This is a genomic window from Agrococcus sp. SGAir0287, assembly GCF_005484985.1.
Lineage (GTDB): Bacteria > Actinomycetota > Actinomycetes > Actinomycetales > Microbacteriaceae > Agrococcus.
In genome coordinates this window covers 260,531-280,757 of record NZ_CP027942.1, presented here as the reverse complement: position 1 = coordinate 280,757, position 20,227 = coordinate 260,531, and the positions used below count along the sequence as shown (strand labels likewise).

Annotated in this window: 15 protein-coding genes; 7 read left to right on the top strand and 8 right to left on the bottom strand. The window is 73.9% G+C overall.

The window, feature by feature from the left end:
• Window positions 1–76: 76 nt before the first annotated feature.
• Window positions 77–2,611 carry a fibronectin type III domain-containing protein gene (locus C1N71_RS01295; RefSeq protein ID WP_137754757.1) on the top strand — a complete coding sequence of 845 codons (2,535 nt, stop codon included), beginning with the start codon at window positions 77–79 and terminating at the stop codon, window positions 2,609–2,611.
• A 201-nt stretch (window positions 2,612–2,812) separates the two neighbouring features.
• Here the strand turns inward: C1N71_RS01295 and C1N71_RS01290 are convergent, their stop codons facing one another.
• A complete protein-coding gene (locus C1N71_RS01290; protein ID WP_254678051.1) occupies window positions 2,813–7,663 on the bottom strand; it encodes a proline dehydrogenase family protein in 4,851 nt (1,616 codons plus the stop codon).
• A 137-nt stretch (window positions 7,664–7,800) separates the two neighbouring features.
• Here C1N71_RS01290 and C1N71_RS01285 point away from each other — a divergent pair, with 137 nt between their 5' ends.
• On the top strand, window positions 7,801–9,372 hold the full coding sequence (locus C1N71_RS01285; protein ID WP_137754756.1) for a phytoene desaturase family protein: 1,572 nt from the start codon (window positions 7,801–7,803) through the stop codon (window positions 9,370–9,372).
• A gap of 4 nt (window positions 9,373–9,376) precedes the next feature.
• On the opposite strand, the gene C1N71_RS01280 is transcribed toward C1N71_RS01285, so the two are convergent.
• On the bottom strand, window positions 9,377–9,931 hold the full coding sequence (locus tag C1N71_RS01280; protein ID WP_137754755.1) for a thioesterase family protein: 555 nt from the start codon (window positions 9,929–9,931) through the stop codon (window positions 9,377–9,379).
• Window positions 9,932–10,013: 82 nt separating this feature from the next.
• Window positions 10,014–10,442: a hypothetical protein gene (locus C1N71_RS01275; protein ID WP_137754754.1), complete on the bottom strand. Its 429-nt coding sequence runs from the start codon at window positions 10,440–10,442 to the stop codon at window positions 10,014–10,016.
• A 118-nt stretch (window positions 10,443–10,560) separates the two neighbouring features.
• Between C1N71_RS01275 and C1N71_RS01270 the strand changes: the two genes are divergently transcribed.
• The gene (locus C1N71_RS01270; RefSeq protein ID WP_137754753.1) at window positions 10,561–11,040 is read left to right on the top strand and encodes a GNAT family N-acetyltransferase; all 480 of its coding nucleotides are present in this window, start codon (window positions 10,561–10,563) and stop codon (window positions 11,038–11,040) included.
• Between the two features lie 28 nt (window positions 11,041–11,068).
• Here the strand turns inward: C1N71_RS01270 and C1N71_RS01265 are convergent, their stop codons facing one another.
• The 4 genes from C1N71_RS01265 to C1N71_RS01250 all read right to left on the bottom strand — a co-directional run bounded on the left by C1N71_RS01265 (window position 11,069) and on the right by C1N71_RS01250 (window position 14,055).
• On the bottom strand, window positions 11,069–11,275 hold the full coding sequence (locus C1N71_RS01265; protein WP_137754752.1) for a DUF3618 domain-containing protein: 207 nt from the start codon (window positions 11,273–11,275) through the stop codon (window positions 11,069–11,071).
• The gene (locus tag C1N71_RS01260; protein WP_137754751.1) at window positions 11,272–11,733 is read right to left on the bottom strand and encodes a phage holin family protein; all 462 of its coding nucleotides are present in this window, start codon (window positions 11,731–11,733) and stop codon (window positions 11,272–11,274) included. Before C1N71_RS01260 ends, C1N71_RS01265 begins: the two co-directional genes overlap by 4 nt.
• Entirely contained in the window at window positions 11,733–11,981 is a 249-nt protein-coding gene (locus C1N71_RS01255) for a hypothetical protein (RefSeq protein WP_137754750.1), read from the bottom strand. The genes C1N71_RS01260 and C1N71_RS01255 overlap by 1 nt, the downstream gene beginning before the upstream one ends.
• A gap of 133 nt (window positions 11,982–12,114) precedes the next feature.
• A complete protein-coding gene (locus C1N71_RS01250; RefSeq protein WP_137754749.1) occupies window positions 12,115–14,055 on the bottom strand; it encodes a M13 family metallopeptidase in 1,941 nt (646 codons plus the stop codon).
• A 142-nt stretch (window positions 14,056–14,197) separates the two neighbouring features.
• On the opposite strand from C1N71_RS01250, the gene C1N71_RS01245 reads away from it, so the two are divergent.
• Both C1N71_RS01245 and C1N71_RS01240 read left to right on the top strand, forming a co-directional pair.
• Window positions 14,198–14,602: an Asp23/Gls24 family envelope stress response protein gene (locus C1N71_RS01245; RefSeq protein WP_137754748.1), complete on the top strand. Its 405-nt coding sequence runs from the start codon at window positions 14,198–14,200 to the stop codon at window positions 14,600–14,602.
• 176 nt (window positions 14,603–14,778) lie between these two features.
• Complete coding sequence (locus C1N71_RS01240; RefSeq protein WP_137754747.1) at window positions 14,779–15,027, top strand: hypothetical protein; 249 nt, start codon at window positions 14,779–14,781, stop codon at window positions 15,025–15,027.
• A gap of 68 nt (window positions 15,028–15,095) precedes the next feature.
• On the opposite strand, the gene C1N71_RS01235 is transcribed toward C1N71_RS01240, so the two are convergent.
• On the bottom strand, window positions 15,096–16,475 hold the full coding sequence (locus C1N71_RS01235) for an MFS transporter (protein WP_137754746.1): 1,380 nt from the start codon (window positions 16,473–16,475) through the stop codon (window positions 15,096–15,098).
• 175 nt (window positions 16,476–16,650) lie between these two features.
• On the opposite strand from C1N71_RS01235, the gene C1N71_RS01230 reads away from it, so the two are divergent.
• Window positions 16,651–18,021 carry an LLM class flavin-dependent oxidoreductase gene (locus C1N71_RS01230; RefSeq protein ID WP_137754745.1) on the top strand — a complete coding sequence of 457 codons (1,371 nt, stop codon included), beginning with the start codon at window positions 16,651–16,653 and terminating at the stop codon, window positions 18,019–18,021.
• Window positions 18,018–19,238 carry an acyl-CoA dehydrogenase family protein gene (locus C1N71_RS01225; RefSeq protein WP_137754744.1) on the top strand — a complete coding sequence of 407 codons (1,221 nt, stop codon included), beginning with the start codon at window positions 18,018–18,020 and terminating at the stop codon, window positions 19,236–19,238. The genes C1N71_RS01230 and C1N71_RS01225 overlap by 4 nt, the downstream gene beginning before the upstream one ends.
• The last annotated feature ends 989 nt before the right edge of the window (window positions 19,239–20,227 follow it).

Below are 20,227 nucleotides of genomic sequence, written 5' to 3'. Positions count from 1 at the left end.
AGCGGCGCGCATCCGGCGTAGTGTGAGGTCTGCTCAGTTCATCGCGACGCCACGTCGCCCTACGTGAGGCCATCCGATGGACGCAGCAGTCCGCGCTCGAACCCCGTTCCCTCCCCTGCGAGCGACGATCGCGCTGAGCCTCGCGACGATCGCCGCCCTGGCGGGCGTGATCATGGCACCTGCGACGCCGGCGATGGCGGTCGGCACCGTCGACGTGTCCAACACCGAGACGACGGGGGCCGCGCTGAACACTGTGCCCGGCCATCTCGTGCAGCAGTCGTTCGTGGCAGGACGCACCGGACGGCTCACGAGCGTCCGCATCCTCGTCACGCGCGCGACCGCTCCGCTGACCGTCTCCGTCCACGGCGCCGGCGGCCAGCTCGCGCAGCCCGTCACCGTCCCGCCGTTGGCGGACGACTGGGTCGACACCTGGGTCGAGATCCCACTCCCCGAGGCCCCGCTCGTGGAGGCAGGACTCCCCTACCGGCTGGAGATCGCGTCGACCGGCTTCACATCCTTCCCGCTCAACGATCGGTACGCGGCGGGCGCCCTGAACTGGCCGGATTGGATGGACCTCCTGTTCGAGACGTTGGTCGAGTCCGCCCCGGCGGCCCCGTCGGACGTGCACGCATCCGTCATCCATGGCACGGACGGCGGCGTGCTGGAGGTGACGTGGTCCGACCCGGTCGGCATCGGTCGCGGCGACGTCATCCAGCTGCGTGCGACGCAGACCGGCTCGCTCACGACCGTGCCCGCCGGCGTCGGCTCGACGCAGATCGACCATCCCGGCATGGTCGCGGGTCAGACGGTCTCCGTCGACGTGCGCGCCGTGACGGCGCTCGGCCAGACGAGTCCGTGGACGACGGTGTCGACGATCTGGAGCACGTCGGCCGACGCCCCATCCGGGCTCACCGCGTCGCCGGCAGGGGACCGTCGCGTCGCGCTCGTCTGGACCGCACCGCCGTGGGACGGGGCATCGGCCATCACCGGGTACGTCGCACAGGTCCGCGCGGTCGGGACCCAGGACTGGGTCGACGCTCCGCTGACGGACGTCGACGGCACGACGGGCGCGCTGACCGGTCTCGAGCCGCTCGTGCCGCAGGAGGTGCGCGTCGCCGCGGTGAACCAGCACGGCGCGGGGGCATGGAGCGCGGAGGCAGCGGTCGTGCCGCAGACGGTGGCGGGCGCGCCGACATGGGCGAGCGCGACCGCGCTCGACGGGGCCGTGGCGCTCGCGCTCGATGCGCCCACCGTCACGGGCGGCGGCACCACGCTCGGCTACGTCGTCGAGCACCGGGCGACCGGGTCCGAGACGTGGTCCGTCCCGTCCGAGCTCGCCGTCGTCGGCGACGACGTCGTCGTCTCCGATCTCGAGAACGGCGTCTCCTACGACTTCCGTGCGTCGCTGACGACGTCCGTCGGAGCCGGAGCGTGGTCAGAGGTCGTCGCGATCGCGCCCCGCACGACGGCCGGCGCGCCGACGGCGCTCGCCGCGCAGCCGGGGCCCGGCTCGATCGCGTTGTCGTGGTCGGCGCCGACGTCCGACGGCGGCGCTCCGATCACCGCCTACCGCGTGCGCTACGGCGTCGACGGCACGTGGGTCGAGGACGGGATGGGCGTCACGGTCTCCGGCACGAGCGCGGTCATCACGGGCCTCCCCGACGGCGTGGCGGTGGAGGTCGAGGTCGCCGCGATCAACGCCGCCGGCCTCGGGTCGCCCGCGACGGCCATCGCCACGCCGTTCTCGCCCGCGTCGGCCCCGACGGACATGACGGCGACGCCCTTCGACGGCGGCGTGGACGTGACGTGGCGTGCGCCCGCGGACGACGGCGGAGCCGCGATCGCCGGGTACGTCGTCGAGCATCGCGCCGGCGATGGGCCGTGGTCGACCGACGGCGTGCTCGTCGGCGCCGACGGCGCGACGATCGACGGGCTGGCGAACGGCACCCCCGTCGAGGTCCGCGTCGCCGCGACGAACGGCGCCATCGGCGCATGGGCGTCGATCGTCGCGACGCCGTTCGTGCTCGATCCCAGCATCGTCGGCCCGTCGGGCATCCCGCTCGGTGGCACGACGCTGCGGATGGGCGACGAGATCACCGTGACCGCGGAGCGCCTGCCCGCGGGAGCGGTCGTCGAGCTGCTGCTCCAGCCGGCGTCCGAGTCGGAGACGGACGGATCGCTCATGGCTGCGGTCGCGTCGCCGAGCGCGCTCGGTGCCGCGGCGATCGATGCCGGTGGCCTGTCGATCGGTCGGGCCGAGGTGGACGCGGACGGGACGCTCTCGCTGGCCGGCGCCCTGCCGTCCGACCTCGCTCCGGGCTCCTACGTGCTCGTCGTCGACCTGAGCGACGGCGACGTCCGCGCATCGGTGTCGAGCGCGCCGTTCGCGGTCGAGGCCGCGCCGGCGCCCCCGCAGCCGCAGGAGCCCAGCATCCCCGCTCCCCCGCCCGCGCAGGCGCCCGCCCCGACCGCCCCCGCACCCACGGCGGTCGCGGGCGCAGCGCACGACGCGCTGCCGCAGACCGGCGCGGAGCCCCTCGCGCTGCTCGTCATGCTGGGCGTGGCTCTCGCCGCCGCAGGTGGGCTCGTGCGACGACGCGCCGCGCGCTGAGCCGCGCATCGGCGCGGCGGCGCGGCCTGGCCGTGCTCGATCGACGGGTCGGTGACGGGCGGACATCGCGTGCCCTGGGTCGGTCGCCGCGCGCGCGGGCCGTCGCGTCGTGCACCGACCGATGCCGCGTCGTGAGAGGACGTGCGGGGAATGGCCCCTCGGCAGACGGGATCGCCTCCGCGCCGCACGCCGACCCTGCCGCTACACCTCGAGCGTGGCGAACGCCTCGTCGGGGTTGCCGAACCGGTGCGCCGTGATCGACACGGCCTGCTCGCGCAGGAAGGGCATGAGCTCCAGCCGCCCCTCCACCGTGATCGGCGCGTCGTAGACCGCGATCGTCGGGTTGCCGGCGAGCAGCGGTCGCAGGCCCGCGTCCGTGCCGCACAGTCGGATGCGCCGCGTCGGCTCGCCCGATCGCACGAGGCCGTCGTCGACCTCGCGGCCGCGCTCGTCGAGCGCGGGCGGGGCGACGGGTGCGACGGCGGCGCCCGACCGCAGCCGCTCGTGGAAGGCGGCGTCGGGCTCGACGACGATCTCCTCGACCCGCAGGGCCGGCGCGGGTGCCGTGACGAGCCGCTCGAGGCCCGGCGGCAACGGCTGCGAGGAGGAGATGCGCACCGTCGCGCGTGCACGAGCGGCGGCCGCGAGCACGCGCACGAGCTGCCCCATCGTGCCGTCGTCGGCGAGGCGCACGAGCGTCTGCGTCGGTCGATGGCGCAGCACGTTGCGCTCGACGCCGAGCGACGACACGTCGAGCGACAGGCCGAGCTCGGCCTCCCAGGCGCGCTGGTCGCTGTTCGCGCCGGCGCGGATGCGATCGAACTCGAGGAAGTCGAGCTGCGGCGTCGCCGACTCGATGAGGTTCGACACCCGCGGGTGCAGCCCTGCGAGCTTCACGTTGGCGCGCGGCGGCTGGAACACCGGCTCCCAGTCGACGAGCGTCGACAGGTAGGAGGGTCCGCCTGCCTTCGCTCCCGGTCCGACCTGCGACAAGCGCCAGCCGCCGAAGGGCTGCCTGCGCACGATGGCGCCCGTGATGCCGCGGTTCACGTACAGGTTGCCCGCCTGCACGCGCCGCAGCCACTCGTCCACCTCGTCGACGTCGAGCGAGTGGATGCCGGCGGTGAGGCCGAAGTCGGTGCCGTTCTGCACCTCGATCGCCTCGTCGAGCGTGCGAACGCCGATGAGCGACAGATGCGGGCCGAAGAGCTCGGTCCTGTGGGTGAAGGAGCCGGGCTGCACGCCGACGCGCACCCCGGGGCTCCACAGCCGGCCCTCCGCGTCGAGCTGCCGCGGCTCGACGAGCCACGACTCCCCCTCGCCGAGCGTCGTCAGCGCCGTGAGGAGGCGACCCTGCGCGGGCTCGATGACGGGTCCGACATGCGTGCGCGGATCCATGGGCGACCCGACCCGCAGCGTCTGCACCGCGTCGACGAGCTGCCTGCGGAACCGCTCGGAGGTGGCCACCGACCCGACGAGGATGCCGAGCGACGCGGCCGAGCACTTCTGCCCCGCGTGGCCGAACGCGCTGCGCACGAGGTCGCCGACGGCGAGGTCGAGGTCGGCGGACGGCGTGACGACGATGCCGTTCTTGCCGCTCGTCTCGGCGAGCAGCGGCAGGTCGGGGCGCCACGACGAGAAGAGCGCGGCGGTCTCGGACGAGCCGGTGAGGATGAGCCTGCCGACGGCCGGATGCGCGACGAGGTGCTTCGAGACCTCGCCCTCGACCATGTCGCACAGCACGAGCACGTCGCGCGGCACGCCCGCCTCCCAGAGGGCCTCGAGGAGCACGGCCGCCGAGCGGCGCGCCTGCGGCGCGGGCTTCACGATGACCGACGAGCCGGTCGCGAGCGCCGCCGTGATGCCGCCGCACGGGATCGCGACGGGGAAGTTCCACGGCGGGGTGACGACCGTGAGGGCGACCGGCACGGGCCTGGCGTCCTCCGTCTGCTCGAGCCGGATCGCCTGGTCGGCGTAGTACCGGGCGAAGTCGATCGCCTCGGACACCTCGGGGTCGCCCTCGGCGATCGTCTTGCCGGTCTCGGAGGCCATGACCTCGAGCAGCCGACCGCGGTACGCGCCGAGCGTCACGGCGGCGTCGCGCAGGATGCGCGCGCGTGCCTCGGCGCCCTGCGCCGACCACGCGGCGGAAGCCTCGACGGCCTTCTGGATGCGGCGCTCGAGCGTCGGCACGTCCTCGATGCGGTTCAGCTCGAGCGTGCGCTCGCCGAGCGTCGACGACGCCGCGCGCTCGAGCACCTGCCTCGCCCACGCGCGATTGGGCGCGAGCGACGGATCCGTGTCGGGCTCGTTGTCGAAGCCGTCCTCCGGCACGGGGCCGACGGCGACGGCGAGGTCGCCGCCGCGGTCCTGCCTGCGGTTCGGGGCCGGCGCATCCATGCCCTCGTCGTGGAGGATCGCGACGGATGCGAGGAAGCGGTCGCGCTCGCGCGTGAACACCTCGAGGTCGGTGCCGAGCTCGAACATGCCGGACATGAAGTTGTCGCCCGAGCCGTTCTCCTCGAGCCGACGCACGAGGTAGGCGACGGCGGCGTCGAACTCCCGCGGGCGGACGACGGGCGTATAGAGCAGCACCTCGGGCACGTCGCCGCGGATGGCGTCGATGTGCTCGGCGGCCATGCCGAGCAGCATCTCCACGTCGATCGCGCGGATGGTGCCCGTGCGCTGCGCGACCTCGACGGCGAAGGCGAGGTCGAAGAGGTTGTGGCCAGCGACGCCGATGCGCACGGCGCGCGTGCGCTCGGGCGTCAGCGCGGCGAGCAGCACGCGCTTGTAGTTGGCGTCGGTCGCGGCCTTGGACGGCAGCACCGTGAGCGGCCAGCCGTGCACGGCGGCGTCCACGCGCTCCATCGCGAGGTTCGCGCCCTTCACGACGCGCACCTTGATGGGCGCGCCGCCGGCGTCGACGCGCTGCTGCGCCCACGCGGTGAGCCGGTCGAGGGCGCCGAGCGCGTCGGGCAGGTACGCCTGCAGCACGATGCCGGCGTGGAGCCCGCGCAGCTCGGGCTGCTCGAGGATGCGCTGGAAGACCGCGATCGTGAGGTCGAGGTCGCGGTACTCCTCCATGTCGAGGTTGATGAACGCGGGCGCCGGGCCGTTCGGCCCCTGCTTCGTCGCGGCCATGCGGTACAGCGGCAGCAGCCGCTCGACGACGGAGGCGACGGTCTCGTCGAACGCCCACGGCTGCAGCTGGGGCGCCATGCTCGAGACCTTGATCGAGACGTAGTCGACGTCGTCGCGCTGCAGCAGCTCGATGGTGCCGCGCAGCCGCTGCTCGGCCTCCTGCTCGCCGAGCACCGCCTCGCCGAGCAGGTTGACGTTGAGGCGCGTGCCGTCGGCCCGCAGCCGCGCGAACGACTTCGTGAGGCGCTCGGGCGTCGCGTCGAGCACGAGGTGCGACACGAGCGAGCGCATGGCGCGCTTCGCGATGGGGATGACGGCGCCGGGCGCGAGCACGCCGAAGCCGCCGCCCATCGTGACGCCGAGCTTGAGGTACCAGTCGAGGAAGTCCGGCAGCTCGCGGCTGAGCCGATCGAACGCGCGAGCGCTCACCGCGGGATCCTCTGGGCGTACGACGCGGTCGACGAAGCCGATGGCGAAGTCGAGGCCGCGCTCGTCGGCGAGCAGCCCCGCGAGTCGCTCGGCGGAGCGGTCGCGCCTGCGGGGGCGGTCGCCCTCGCGCGCGAGCCAGCCGCGCACGCGATGGATGGCCGCCTGCGCGAGCTCGTCGTCCGTGTCGGGCGCCGAGGGGTGCAGGATCGCGGCGCGCGCGGCCGCCTTCGCGTCGAGGGGTGCGGCGGGCGGCTGCTGCGGCGGCACGGACGGTGCCGGGCCCGTCGGGATCGGTGCGGCGGGCATGGTCCCGTGGGGCGTCGCCGCGGCGGACGCGACGTCCGGCGGCAGCGGCGGCAGCCCTCCCGTGCCCGCATGCGGCGGGACGATGCCCGGTGCATGGCCCGCGACGGGCTGCGCGATCGCGGCCTCCTCGACGACCGACCACTCGGCGTCGCGCTCGTCGACGTCCATCTCGGCGGCCGTGGGCTGCGGCTCGGCCGCGGCGCGCTCGGCATCGTGCTGGGCGGCGACCCATCCCTCGGGCGGCGCGACCGACTGACGCGGGTTGCCGGGCTCGACCTCGAGGATGGGGTCGACCTCGAGCGGCTCGACCTGCTGCGTGCGCGCGATGGCCTCCCACCCCGGTGCGGAGCCGTGCGCGTGGTCCGACGCCGAGAGCATCCACCCGCGCGGCTCCTCGTCCGCACCGGCGTCGGATGCGCCCTCGGCGAGCGGGTCGGCGTGCGGCTGCGACTGGGACGACATGTCGGGCTCGTCCTGCGGCTGCGACTCGGCGGGCAGCTCGACCTCGAAGGGCGGCAGGCTCGCCTCGTCCTGCGACAGCATCCAGCCCGATCGCTCGCCGTCGTCGGCCGGCTCCACCGCAGCGGCGGCCTCGTCGGCCCCGGCCGCCTGTGCGGGTGCGTCGACGACCTGCCAGTCGTGCGCGGGCGCGGATGCGGCGCCGTCCGCCTCCGGCTCCGGGGACGCGGCGCGCGCCGCCTCGCCCGCTGCCGTCCACGGATCGGCGGCCTCGGCGTCCGGCGCGGGCTGCGGCTGCGCAGGCAGGACCTGCGTCGGCGGGTCGACCGGCTCGGGCTCCGCGACCCAGAAGGGCTCCTCGGGTGCCGCGTGCGGCGCGGAGGAGGTCTCGACGGCCGGCTCGGCATCGACGCTCGTCGCGGGCGTCACGACGGTCGGCGCCGACGACGGCGTCACGGGTGCGTCGACGTCGACGACGTCCGTCTCGCCCGTGCGCGGCGCGTGCTGCTCGTCGAGCACCTCGACGTCGTCGCCGAAGAGCGCGTCGAGGTCGTCGATGCCCTGCTCGTCGGCCGAGCCGACCGGCTCGCCGCCGTGCTCGTCCGGCCCTGACCGGGCCGCGGAGCCCTCGTCGACCTCGGCATCCGCCTCCGCCGCGCCCGCCCGGAGGATGTCGTCGAAGTCGGGCGCGTCGCCGCGCTGGGCATCCGTCATGCGCCCATCGTACGCAGCGCTCCTTGGCCGCTCCCATGCCTTGCGGCGGCGCGCCGCCGGCCCCGACCCCGGCCGCGAAGCCGCCGCGCGCGATCGCCTCGGGGACGGCGGCGCGTCGCACCGGCTAGCGTCGCCGCATGAGCCGCGCCACCTCCCGCAACCCTCGCGTCGCCGTCGTCGGCGGCGGCCACAACGCGCTCGCCGCCGCCGCGTACCTCGCGCGCGCGGGCGTCGACGTCACGGTGCTCGAGCGGCTCGATCGCGTGGGCGGCGCCGCGGTCTCGGCGCAGGCGTTCGCGGGCGTCGACGCGCGCCTCTCGCGCTACTCGTACCTCGTGAGCCTGCTGCCGCGGCGCATCCTCGACGACCTCGGCCTGCGCGTGCCGCTCGCTCGGCGACGGTACTCGTCGTACACGCCCATCCCGGGCTCCGACGTCGGGCTGCTCGTCGACGAGCAGGATGCCGCGGCCACCCGCGCGTCGTTCGCCGCGATCGGCGCCGCCGACGATGCCGATCGGTTCGCGGCGCTCTACCGCCGCACGGCGCTCGTCGCGCAGGCGGTGTTCCCCACGATGACCGAACGGCTCCCCCTGCGCACCGACGTCCAGGCGCGAGCGGGCGCGGCATCAGCGTGGGCGGAGCTCGTCGACGCGCCGATCGCGCAGGCGATCGAGGATGCCGTGGCGCACGACCTCGTGCGCGGCGTCGTCGCGACCGACGCCCTCATCGGCACGTTCGACGACCTGCGCTCGGGGCTCGCCGGGAACCGCTGCATGCTCTACCACGTCATCGGCGGCGGCACGGGCGACTGGGACGTGCCGATCGGGGGCATGGGCCGCGTCTCGGGCGGGCTCGCCGCCGCCGCCCTCGCCGCCGGCGCGCGCATCCGCACCGGGGCCACGGTCACGGCCGTGACGCCCGACGGCGACGTGACGTGGATCGAGGGCGACGAGGAGCACGCGAGCGGCTTCGACCTCGTGCTCTCGGGCGTCGCGCCCGCGGTGCTCGCCGGCCTCCTCGGCGAGGAGGGACGCAGGCCCGAGGGCGCGCAGGTGAAGGTCAACATGGTGCTCTCCCGCCTGCCTCGGCTGCGGGGCGGCATCGCGCCCGAGGCGGCGTTCGGCGGCACCCTCCACGTGCAGGAGTCGTGGACGCAGCTCGAGGCCGCCCATCGCGTCGCGGTCGGCGGCGAGGTGCCCGAGCCGCTGCCGTGCGAGATCTACTGCCACACGCTCTCGGATCCGAGCATCCTCGGTGCGGACCTCGCCGCCTCCGGCGCGCACACGCTCACGGTCTTCGGCCTGCAGACGCCGGATCGGCTGCTCGGCGAGGCGAGGCCGGGCACGCCCGAGCACGACGCGCTGCGCGACCGTCTCGAGCAGGCGGTGCTGCGCTCGCTCGACGCCGTGCTCGCCGAGCCGATCGCGCCGCTGCTGCTGCCCGACGCCGACGGTCGCCCGTGCATCGAGACGCGCACGACGCGCGACGTCGAGGAGGCGTTGTCGATGCCGGGCGGGAGCATCTTCCACGGCGAGCTGTCGTGGCCGTGGCTCGACGAGGCGCCCGGGTCGATCGCTCAGGCGTGGGGCGTCGAGACCGCGCACGAGCGCATCCTCATGGCCGGCTCCGGCGCCCGGCGCGGCGGCGCGGTGTCCGGCATCGGCGGCCACAACGCGGCGCACGCGGCGCTCGAGCTGCTGCGCGTGTGAGGGCTCAGGCCCAGACGCTCGGGTGGTCGGCCTTCGCACCCGGGAGGGCCGACCAGTCGGCCCACGTGCGCACCTCGTCCGGCACCGGGTGGTTCGCCTCGAAGTCGTAGCCGCACGCCGCGCTCACGACGCTCATGCGCACCGCGCCGACGCCGCGCTGCACGAAGCGGCCGCGGACGATGGCGCGCGCCATGACCTGCCCGTCCGACACGAAGCGCTGCTCGATGAAGCAGCTGCGCTCGTCGGCGCCCACGAGCCTCGACTCGAGCGTGAAGCGCTGCAGGAAGCCGATGGAGCGGCGGTAGGCGATCGACTGCTGACCGACGACGGCGTGGATGCCGGCCTTCGTCAGGTGCGCGGCGATGCCCGTGCGCTTCGTGAGGTCGATGCGTCCGAGGTCCATGAACGACAGGTAGCGGCCGTTGTTCATGTGGCCGAGCAGGTCGATGTCGACGAGCTGCACGCGATGCTCGACGCGGCTGACGTCGTCGATCGCGAGCCGCGGTGCACGGTTGCCGCGGACGAGCATGGCGTACAGGAAGCGCAGGAGCATGTGCATGCATCCATCCTCGCGGGCGATCGAGGCGCCGGCGACGAGCGGCGCTGGCGCGCAGCGCCTCGCGGGCGTGCTCGAGCCCTTCCTAGCCGCGCGTCTCGTCCATCGAGCGCCACCGGTCGGGCGTCACGCGCAGCACGACGATGCTCGGATCGCTCTCGAGCCACCAGCGGGCGAACTCCGCGCCGCGCTCCGCGCCGAGGCTGCGATGCGACATCGAGCGCACGAGCGCCGGCAGGTCGACCGTCTCGTCGAGCTCGACCCGCCCCTCGCCCGCGACGAACCGGTAGGGCGCGTCCGTCGTCAGCGCCGTCACCCACGCACGGCCCGCGCCCAGCATGATCCGCGCCTTCTCGGACGCGCGCGGCGTCACCATGAGCACGCTCTCGCCCTCCACCCGGATCCAGATGGGCACCGACACGCTCTCGCCGTCGTGCGAGGCCGAGACGACGGCGACCGTCTGCTCGGACAGGAACCGCCAGCGATCGGCGAGCGGCATGGTGAGTGCGGACACGTGACCTCCTGTGCTCGTGCGCGAGCGCCGAGGGTCCGTCGCCCGCATCCTGCGCCAACGCACCGGTCGCCGCGCTCCTTCCCGCGGCACGCGCAGGTGCCGCCCGTATCCTGAGCGCATGGGTGCTCTCGAGGTGCGGGTGGCGACGCGAGACGACGTCGAGGCGCTCGTCGCGCTGCTGCAGCGCTGGGGCGCCGACGACGACCCGGACGAGAAGGTCGTGCGCTACCGCGAGCGGCTCGCGTCGAACGTCGAGCACCCGGCGCACCACGTGGTCGTGGCGCTCGTCGACGGGGAGGTCGCGGGCTACGCCGCCGCCCAGGACTACGGCCCCGCCCTGCACCAGGATCGCTCGATCGCGCGCATGCACGACCTCTGGGTGTCGCCCGCGGCACGCGGCCGCGGCGCCGGCACGGCGCTCTTCGAGACCGTGCGGGACTGGGCCGAGCGCGAGGCGCGCATCGGCATGCTGCAGTGGCAGGCGGGCACCGTGGCCGTGGGGTTCTACCGCACGCTCGGGCTCGAGGCGGAGGATGCCGACGCCGGTCGCGGCGACTTCGCGCTCGCCGTGCACCTCCCCGGCCGCGACGACGCCTGACCGGCTCGGCGGGTCGACGCGCCTGCCGTCAGCGGCGGCGCAGCACCACGAGGACGACGACGCCCGCGATCGCGGCGACGACGCCTCCGGCGACGGCGAGGAAGGGCGCGGGGTCCTCGTCGAAGCGCCGACGCGTGCGGTCGACGACCTTCGCCGGGTTCATGCGGTCCTCGATCTCCTCGAGGTGGCGCCGCAGCTCCTCGCGCTGGCGCTCGACGTCGCGCTGATCGGTCATCGCGGGGCTCCATCCGTGCGGGGCGCGCTGCCGGGCGTCGGCAGGTCGTCGAGCGGCGACGTGCCGTCGCCTGCGTGGCCGAGGCCGCGCACCATGTTGACGTCGTCCTTGATCGAGTCGAGGGTGTCGAGGTCCGTGAGGGCCGCGCCGCGCTTCAGCATCGGCAGCCCGACGAGCACGAGGATCAGGATGACGACGAGGAGGCAGGCCGCGGTGAGCAGCGCCGACGCCCAGTCGGGCACGAGCAGCTGCCACAGCGCGTTCACGGCCGCGAGCAGCCACGCGAGCATGAAGACGGCCATGACGCCCGCGACGGCGAGGAGCGCGCCGCCGACGCCGAGCTTCGCGACCTTGCCCTTGACCTCCGCCTGCAGGTTCTCGAGCTCGGCGCGGAAGAGGCCGACCACGAGCGTCGGCACCTCGGCGAGGAGCTCGGGGAGCGACTTGCGCTCCGACATCACGAGTCCTTCGCGCGACGCGTGGCCTTGCGGATCGCCTTCGAGGCCGCGTCGGTGGCGGCGTCGACGACCTTCGGCGTCTGCGTCTCGACGAACTGCTGGACCTCGGCGCGCGGCTTCGCGACGGCGCTCGAGTTCCAGAGCTTGTCGGCGGCGGACGCGATCTGCTCGTACCGCTGCCTGCCGGCCTTCGCGCCGAGCACGTAGCCGACGCCGATACCCACCACGAAGATGATCTTGCCGCGCATCACGTCTCCCGTCGTCCGTGCGCCGAGAGCATGCGGTGCTCCTCGACGCGACCAACCCTAGCGACCGTCGGCTGCGCCTCGCCTGGGCGATCGTGCCCCCTTGACCTCCCGCCGACGAGGGGGCACGCGCGCGTCACCAGATGATGACGCGCGCCTCGGGCGAGAGCCACAGCGCATCCCCCTCGCGCACCCCGAACGCGTCGTAGAACGCGTCCATGTTGCGCACGATCTGGTTCGTGCGGTGCTCGTTGGGCGCATGCGGATCGATGGACACGAGGCGGATGGCCTCCTCCGGACGGATCTTCAGCTGCCACGCCTGCGCCCACGACAGGAAGAAGCGCTGCGCGCCCGTCAGCCCGTCGAGCACGGGCGCCTCGGCGCCGTCGAGGTGCCGCTGGTACGCCTTCCACGCGATCCCGAGCCCACCGAGGTCGCCGATGTTCTCGCCGATCGTGAGCGCGCCGTTCACGTGATGGTCGGGCGCAGCCGACGGCGCGAGGGCGTCGTACTGGGCGATGAGCACGCTCGTGCGCTCCTCGAACCGGGCCCTGTCGGCCTCCGTCCACCAGTCGCGCAGGCGCCCGTCGCCGTCGTAGCGCGACCCCTGGTCGTCGAAGCCGTGACCGATCTCGTGGCCGATGACGGCACCGATGGCGCCGTAGTTCGCCGCGGGGTCGGCCTCGTGGTCGAAGAACGGCGGCTGCAGGATCGCGGCCGGGAAGACGATCTCGTTGAAGCCGGGGTTGTAGTACGCGTTGACGGTCTGCGGGCCCATGAACCACTCGTCGCGGTCGATCGGCCTGCCGATCTTGCCGAGCTCGCGGTCGTGCTCGTGCGCCGACGCGGCCTGCACGTTCGCCACGAGGTCGTCGCCCACCTCGAGCGCGTCGTACGAGCGCCACCGCACCGGGAAGCCGATCTTCGGCGTGAAGCGCTCGAGCTTCTCGAGCGCCGCCGCCCTCGTGTCGGGCCCCATCCACTCGAGGGTCTCGATCGAGCCGCGGTAGGCGGCGACCAGGTTCTCGACGAGCTCGTCCATCGCGGCGCGCGCATGCGGCGGGAAGTGCCGCTCGACGTAGACCTTGCCCACGACGTCGCCGAGCGCGCCCTCGACGAGCGCCACGCCCCGCTTCCAGCGGGCGCGCTGCTCGGGCGCGCCCGTGAGGGTCGTGCCGTAGAACGCGAAGGCGTCCGCCGAGATGCGCGTCGTCAGGTACGGCGCCCACGCCCGGACGATGCCGGCGCGCAGCCACGAGCGCCACGCCTCGAGCCGCTCGGGCACGAGCAGCTCGGCGACGCCCTCGAGGTACGACGGCTGGTGCACGACGACCTCGTCGTAGATGCCCTCCGGCGCCTCGACGGCCTCGAACCACGGCGCGAGCCAGCCGTACGTCTCGGCGAACGGCTGCAGGTTGTAGGTGCGGACGCTGTCGCGCGAGGCGACGCGGTCCCAATGGTGGCGCGCCATCGCCGTCTCGAGCCCGAGCACGGCGGCGGCCTCGCTCGCCGCATCCGGACGCTCGGCGTGCCCGAGCATCGTCTCGAGGTGCCGCAGGTACGCCTCGCGCGTCTGCGCGTGCGACTCCTCCCGGTAGTACGACTCGTCGGGGAGGCCGAGCCCGCCCTGCACGACGTTGACCACGTATCGGTCGGGGTCGCCCGGGTCGTTGTCGACGTACTGCCCGAACAGGCCGGGGCCGCCGATGCGCTCCATGCCCGCCAGCACGCGCAGCAGGTCGTCGGTCGAGGCGATGCCGTCCGCCTGCGCGAGCAGCGGACGGATGGGATCGATGCCGCGCGCGTCGATGGCCGCCTCGTCCATGAAGGAGGCGAAGAGGTCGCCGACCTTGCGCTGCTCGGTGCCGGGCTCCGCGTCCATCGACTCCTCGATGATCGTCCGCACCGCCTGCTCCGCCTCCTCGGCGAGCACCGCGAACGACCCCCAGCGGGCCTTGTCCGCCGGGATCTCGGTGCGTGCGAGCCACTTCGCGTGCACGTGCTGGAAGAGGTCGTCCTGGGGACGGATCTCCGGGCTGAGCTCGGCGATGTCGATGCCGGATCGGGCAGCAGTCATGGCCCGAGTCTAGGAGCGGCTGCCTGGCAGCCAGGCGGCGCTCGCGAGGTCGCTCTCGAGGATGCGTCGCATCGACGCGTGACGAATCGCCGACTCGTGACGTCTCCATGGTGAAGGCCCACCGAACGAGAGGAATCCGACCATGGCCCAGGACACCACGACCACCACCACCGCCGGCACGACCACGGTCGTCGACCCGGTCGTCGCGAAGATCGCCGGCATCGCCGCGCGCGAGGTCCCCGGCGTCCACGACCTCGGTGGCGGCGCCGCCCGCCTCGTCGGCTCGGTGCGCGACGCCATCGGCCAGCGCGACCAGGGCCAGGGCATCAAGGTCGAGGTCGGCGAGAAGCAGGTCGCGGCCGACGTGACCATCGTCGTCGAGTACCCGGTCCACATCCAGACGGTCGCGAGCGACGTGCGCCACGCCGTCGCCCGCGCGATCACGGAGCTCGTGGGCATGGAGGCCGCCGAGGTCAACGTCACCGTGACCGACGTGCACATCCCGAGCGACGACGACGACGAGGACGAGGAGCCGCGCGTCGCGTGACGCCCCGGCCGCACTCGGCGCGATGAGCGGCGAGGCACGGCATCATGCCGTGCCTCGCCGCTCGCGTCGATCCCGACGTCGCCCCTGGCGCGCAGCCCTCGCATCCGGCCAGGCTCGCCCACGAGCACGGCTGCAAGCCCCGCAGCGACACGACCATCCGAGAGGACCGCATCACCATGACCGACTCCACCCGACGCAGCGCCGAGGACATGCTCGAGCGCGGCCGCGATGCCGTCGAGCGCGGGGCGCGCGACGCCCGCGACGCGATCGACGAGGTCCGCGGCTCGTCGTCGTTCGACGACGCCGTCCGCTCGATCGGCCGACGCATCCGCACGCTCCGCCGCGAGCAGCCGTACGTCTTCGCCGCCGGCATCGCCGTCTCGGCGATCGTCCTCGCGGGGCTCGTGGCGCGCGCGCAGCGCTAGCAGGCAAGCCGATGGCCGCCGTCCGACGCGATGCGTCGGGCGGCGGCCATCGTCGTGCTGAGGGGGCGTCAGGCGCGGGCCGCCGCGCTCTCCCCCTCGACAAGCGCGTCCAGCTCGGCCTCCACGTCCTCGGACGCGGCGAGCGCGACGTCGTCGCTGCCGCCGTCCTTCGCGAAGACCGCCGCGACGGACGTCAGGAGCGCGTAGGCGCCGATGAAGACGCAGAGGATCCACGGGCTGCCGCCGCCGAGCTCGACGAAGACGACCGCGAGCAGCGGCGTGAGGCCGTTCGAGAAGATCGAGCCCACCTGGTAGCCGAGCGAGACGCCCGAGTACCGCAGATCCGTCGGGAACTGCTCGGCGAACCACGCGGCCTGCGGGCCGTAGATCGCATCGTGCAGCACGTTCATGCCGACGAGGAAGACGAGCCAGACGAGCGCGAGCGGCCCGTGGTCGAGGAAGGCGAAGAACGGCCACACGGCGACGCCGATGCCGATCGCCGCGCCGATCGCGATCCGCCGGCGGCCCCACCGGTCCGAGAGCCAGCCCCACAGCGGCGTCGAGACGAGGCTGATCGCGCCGACGACGAGCAGCGACTGGATGCCGACGGCCGAGTCGCCGCGCGCGTTCGTGAGGTAGGTGAGGGAGTAGACCGTGAGGATCGAGAACCACGCCGGCTGCACGAGGCGCAGGCCGATCGTCACGAGCACGCCGCGCGGGTGCCGCCGCAGCACCTCGACGACGGGCAGGCGACGCACGGCGCCCGCCTCCTTGATCTTCGCGAACTCCGGCGCGTCCTCGACGCCGAGGCGGATCACGAGGCCGATGACGACGAGCACGGCGGAGGCGAGGAACGGGATGCGCCACGCCCACTCCTGGAACGCCTGCGTGCCGAGGATGCCCTGCACGCCCCAGATCGACGCCGTCGCGAGCAGCAGACCGCCCGCCGAGCCCATCTGCGTGAAGGAGCCGAAGAAGCCGCGGCGGCCCGCCGGCGCATGCTCGACCGACAGCAGCGCCGAGCCGCCCCACTCCGCGCCGGCCGACAGGCCCTGCGCGAGCCGCAGCACGACGAGGGCGACGACGGCCCAGATGCCGATCTGCGCGTACGTCGGCAGCAGGCCGATGAGCAGCGTCGCGACGCCCATGAGCAGCAGCGAGCCCACGAGCAGCTGCTTCCGGCCGATGCGATCGCCGAGATGCCCGGCGACGATGCCGCCGAGCGGACGCGCGAGGAAGCCGACGCCGTAGGTCGCGAACGACGCGATGAGGGCGACGGCCGGCGTGGTCTCGGGGAAGAAGGTCGTGCCGAACACGAGCGCGGCCGCCTGCGCGTAGAGGTAGAAGTCGTACCACTCGATGGTGGTGCCGACGAGGGATGCGGCGAGCACGCGGCGGCGGCGCTGCTCGACGGTGCGCTCTGGCGCGGTGCTGGTCGTCTGGGACATGGGGGCTCCTGGGACTCGGGTGGACGCCACCGAACCGGCTCGCGCCGCGAAGCGCAACGCGCCGCCGTCACACGTCGTCACGCGTCGTCACGCGCCGTCACGCGTCGTGCGCGCCGCGCCGCGTCGGCGCAGCATGGCTGGGTCGCGCCGGCGAGCGGCGCGAGGAGGAGGAGCCGTGCCCGATCGCCCGCCGCTGCGGTACGCAGCGTTCGTCATGGACACCGTCTCGCACATCCAGCACGGGCTGTGGCGGCATCCGGACGCGCAGCAGCACCGGTTCGACGAGCTCGACCTGTGGGTCGACCTGGCGAGGACGCTCGAGCGCGGCGGCTTCGACGCCATGTTCTTCGCCGACGTCGTCGGGCTGTACGGTCCGGCGGGCGGCGACTACGCGCTCAACGCACGCGAGGGGCTGCAGGTGCCCAACGGCGACCCGTCGGTGCTCGTGTCCGCGCTCGCCGCCGCGACCGAGCACCTCGGCTTCGCGTTCACGTCGTCGGTGCTGCAGGCGCACCCGTTCGAGTTCGCCCGTCGCGTCTCGACGCTCGACCACCTCACGAAGGGCCGCGTCGGCTGGAACGTCGTGACGAGCGCCCTCGACGGCGCCGCCCGCAACTTCGGCAGCGACCGGCTCGAGGAGCACGACGAGCGCTACGCGTGGGCGCAGGAGTACGTCGACGTCGTCACGAAGCTGTGGGAGGGCTCGTGGGACGACGACGCCTGGCGCGCCGACAAGGCAGCGGGCGTCGTGTCGGACGCCGCGGGCATCCACCGCATCGACCACGTCGGGAAGCGGTACTCCGTCGCCGGCCCGCACCTGTCGAGGCCCTCGCCGCAGCGCACGCCCGTGCTCTTCCAGGCGGGCTCGTCGCCGGCCGGACGCGCCTTCGCCGCGCGCAACGCCGAGGCGCAGTTCATCCTGTCGTCGACGCCCGAGAGGACCGCCGAGCTCATCGCGTCGACCCGCGATCAGGTCGAGGCCGCCGGTCGCGCGCGCGACGACATCCGCTTCTTCCTCGGCCTCGCGTTCGTGATCGGCTCGACGGAGGAGGAGGCGCGGCGGAGGTCCGCCGAGATCGACGAATGGCTGTCGCCCGACGGCTTCCTCGTGCACTCGAACCTCGGCTTCGATCCCGACACGGGGGAGCAGCTCGACCCCGACACCCCGCTGTCGCAGGTGCGGACGCAGACGAACCAGTCGCACCTGCAGTGGCTGCAGGAGGCCGCAGGCGACCGCGAGCCGACGATCCGCGACCTCGCGGCGCTGTCCGCGCGCATCCGTTCGCGCGTCGTCGGCACGCCCGAGCAGATCGCCGACCAGCTGGATACGTGGCAGGAAGCGGGCGTCGATGGCGTCAACGTCATCAACTGGACGATCCCCGGCTCGTTCGAGGAGCTCGCCGACCACGTCATGCCCGTGCTGCGCGAGCGCGGGCTCGCCGAGCCGCATCCCGAGACGCCCGGCACGCTGCGCTCCCGGCTCTTCGGGCACGACCAGCTGCCCGACTCGCACCCGGCGCGGCAGTGGCGTGGAGCGTTCTCGTGAGCGTGGCCGGCGGCCTCGTGGCCGACTCGATCACGGACCGGTTCGCCGATCTCCTCGAGGAGATCCGTGCCGGCGCGGTGAAGCGGGAGCTCGATCGCGAGCTGCCCGTCGACCTCGTGCGTCGGCTGGCCGACGCGGGCGTGGGACGCGTGCGGCTGCCCGTCGCCGACGGCGGCCTCGGCGCGTCGATCGCCGAGTCGGTCACGCTCACGATCGCCGTGTCCGCCGCGGACGCGAACCTCGGGCATCTGCTGCGCTCGCACGCGGGATTCGTCGAGCTCGTGCAGCGACGCGCGCCCGGCCCCGAGCGCGATGCGTGGGTGTCGCGCATCGCGTCCGGCGCGCTCGTGGGCAACGCGACGAGCGAGCTCACCGGCACGACGCTCGCGGACATCTCGACCCGTGTGACACGGACGGACGACGGCTCGTGGCGGCTCGACGGTCGCAAGTTCTACTCCACCGGCACGCTCTACTCGGACTGGGTCTACCTCGCGGCCGCCGACGGCGACGCGCGCGTGACGTTCGCGATCCCGACGGACGCGCCGGGCGTCGAGATCCGCGACGACTGGGACGGCTTCGGCCAGCGCGCCACTGCATCGGGCACGACGGTGTTCGACGCCGTGCCCGTCGACCCGGCGTCGTTCGCGACGTACGGCGTCGGCCCGCTCACGCACATCCAGGCGTTCTACCAGCTGCATCTCGTGGCCGTGCTCGCGGGCATCGCCGAGGCCGTGGTGCGCGACGCCGGCGACTTCGTCCGGCCTCGCACCCGCTCGTACGTCCACGCGAACGCCGCTCGGCCCGCCGACGATCCGCAGGTGCTCGAGGTCGTCGGGCGGCTGTCGTCGACGGCGTTCGCCGTGCGCGCCGCCGTGCTCGAGGCCGCGCGGCTGCTCGACGTCGCCGCCGCGTCGGCGCCCGCGGGCGAGGCGCTCGACGCGCGGCTGCTCGAGGAGGCCGAGATCGCCGTCTACCAGGCGCAGGTGCTCGCCACCGATGCCGTGCCCGACGCCGCGACGCGGCTGTTCGAGGTCGGGGGCGCGTCGGCGACCGAGCGGACGCGCGCGCTCGACCGGCACTGGCGCAACGCGCGCACCGTCGCATCCCACAACCCCGCCGTGTTCAAGGCGCGCACGATCGGCGCGTGGGAGGTGTCGGGCACGGGTCCGCTCGGCGTGTGGCACCGATACGAGCGCGTGGGCCCGACGCCGTTCTGAGTCGCTCCGGCGGCGGGTCACGGTCCACCGCACGACCGAGCGGGCCCTCCCAACCGCTCCCTGAGGTGCGAGAGACCCTTTCGAGGCTCGCTTCGCTCGCACCTCAAGGGCCGGTACTGGGACCGTCCCACGCAGCCGGTCGAGGAGCGCGCGAGCCGCCAGGCGAGCACGCGTCACGAGACCACGCGACCGCCGCTCCCGCACAGCCATGCGCCTGTTCGCGCCGAGCAGGCGGGTCACGAGGTCTCGTGACGGCTGCAGCCTGCGGCTGCGGCCTCCTCGACCAGCTGGAGGTGGCGCATCTCGATGCGGTCGACCCTTCGAGGCTCGCTTCGCTCGCACCTCAGGGGCCGGGGCTCGGGCTGCCCCACGCAGCTGGTCGAGGAGCGCGCGAGCCACCAGGCGAGCACGCGTCACGAGACCACGCAACCACCGCTCCCGCCCGGCCACGCGCGTGGTCGCGCCGAGCGGGTACGTCACGTGGTCTCGTGACGGCTGCAGCCTGCGGCTGCGGCCTCCTCGACCAGCTGATGGGGGAGGCATGTCGATGCGGTGACCCGTTCGAGGCTCGCTTCGCTCGCACCTCGAGGGCCGGTAGTGCGGCAGTCGCCCCTGTCAGCCGGTCGAGGAGCGCGCGAGCCGCCAGGCGAGCACGCGTCACGAGACCACGCGACCGCCGCTCCCACTCGGCCACGCGCGCGGTCGCGCCGAGCAGGCGAGTCACGAGGTCTCGTGACGGCTGCAGCCTTCGGCTGCGGCCTCCTCGACCAGCTGGTGGAAGGCACGCCGATACTCGGGACCCTTTCGAGGCTCGCTCCGCTCGCACCTCGAGGGCCGGCAGTGCGGCAGTCGTGCCCTGTCAGCCGGTCGAGGAGCGCGCGAGCCGCCAGGCGAGCACGCGTCACGAGACCACGCGACCACCGCACCCGCCCGGCCACGCGCGTGGTCGCGCCGAGCAGGCGAGTCACGTGGTCTCGTGACGGCTGCGG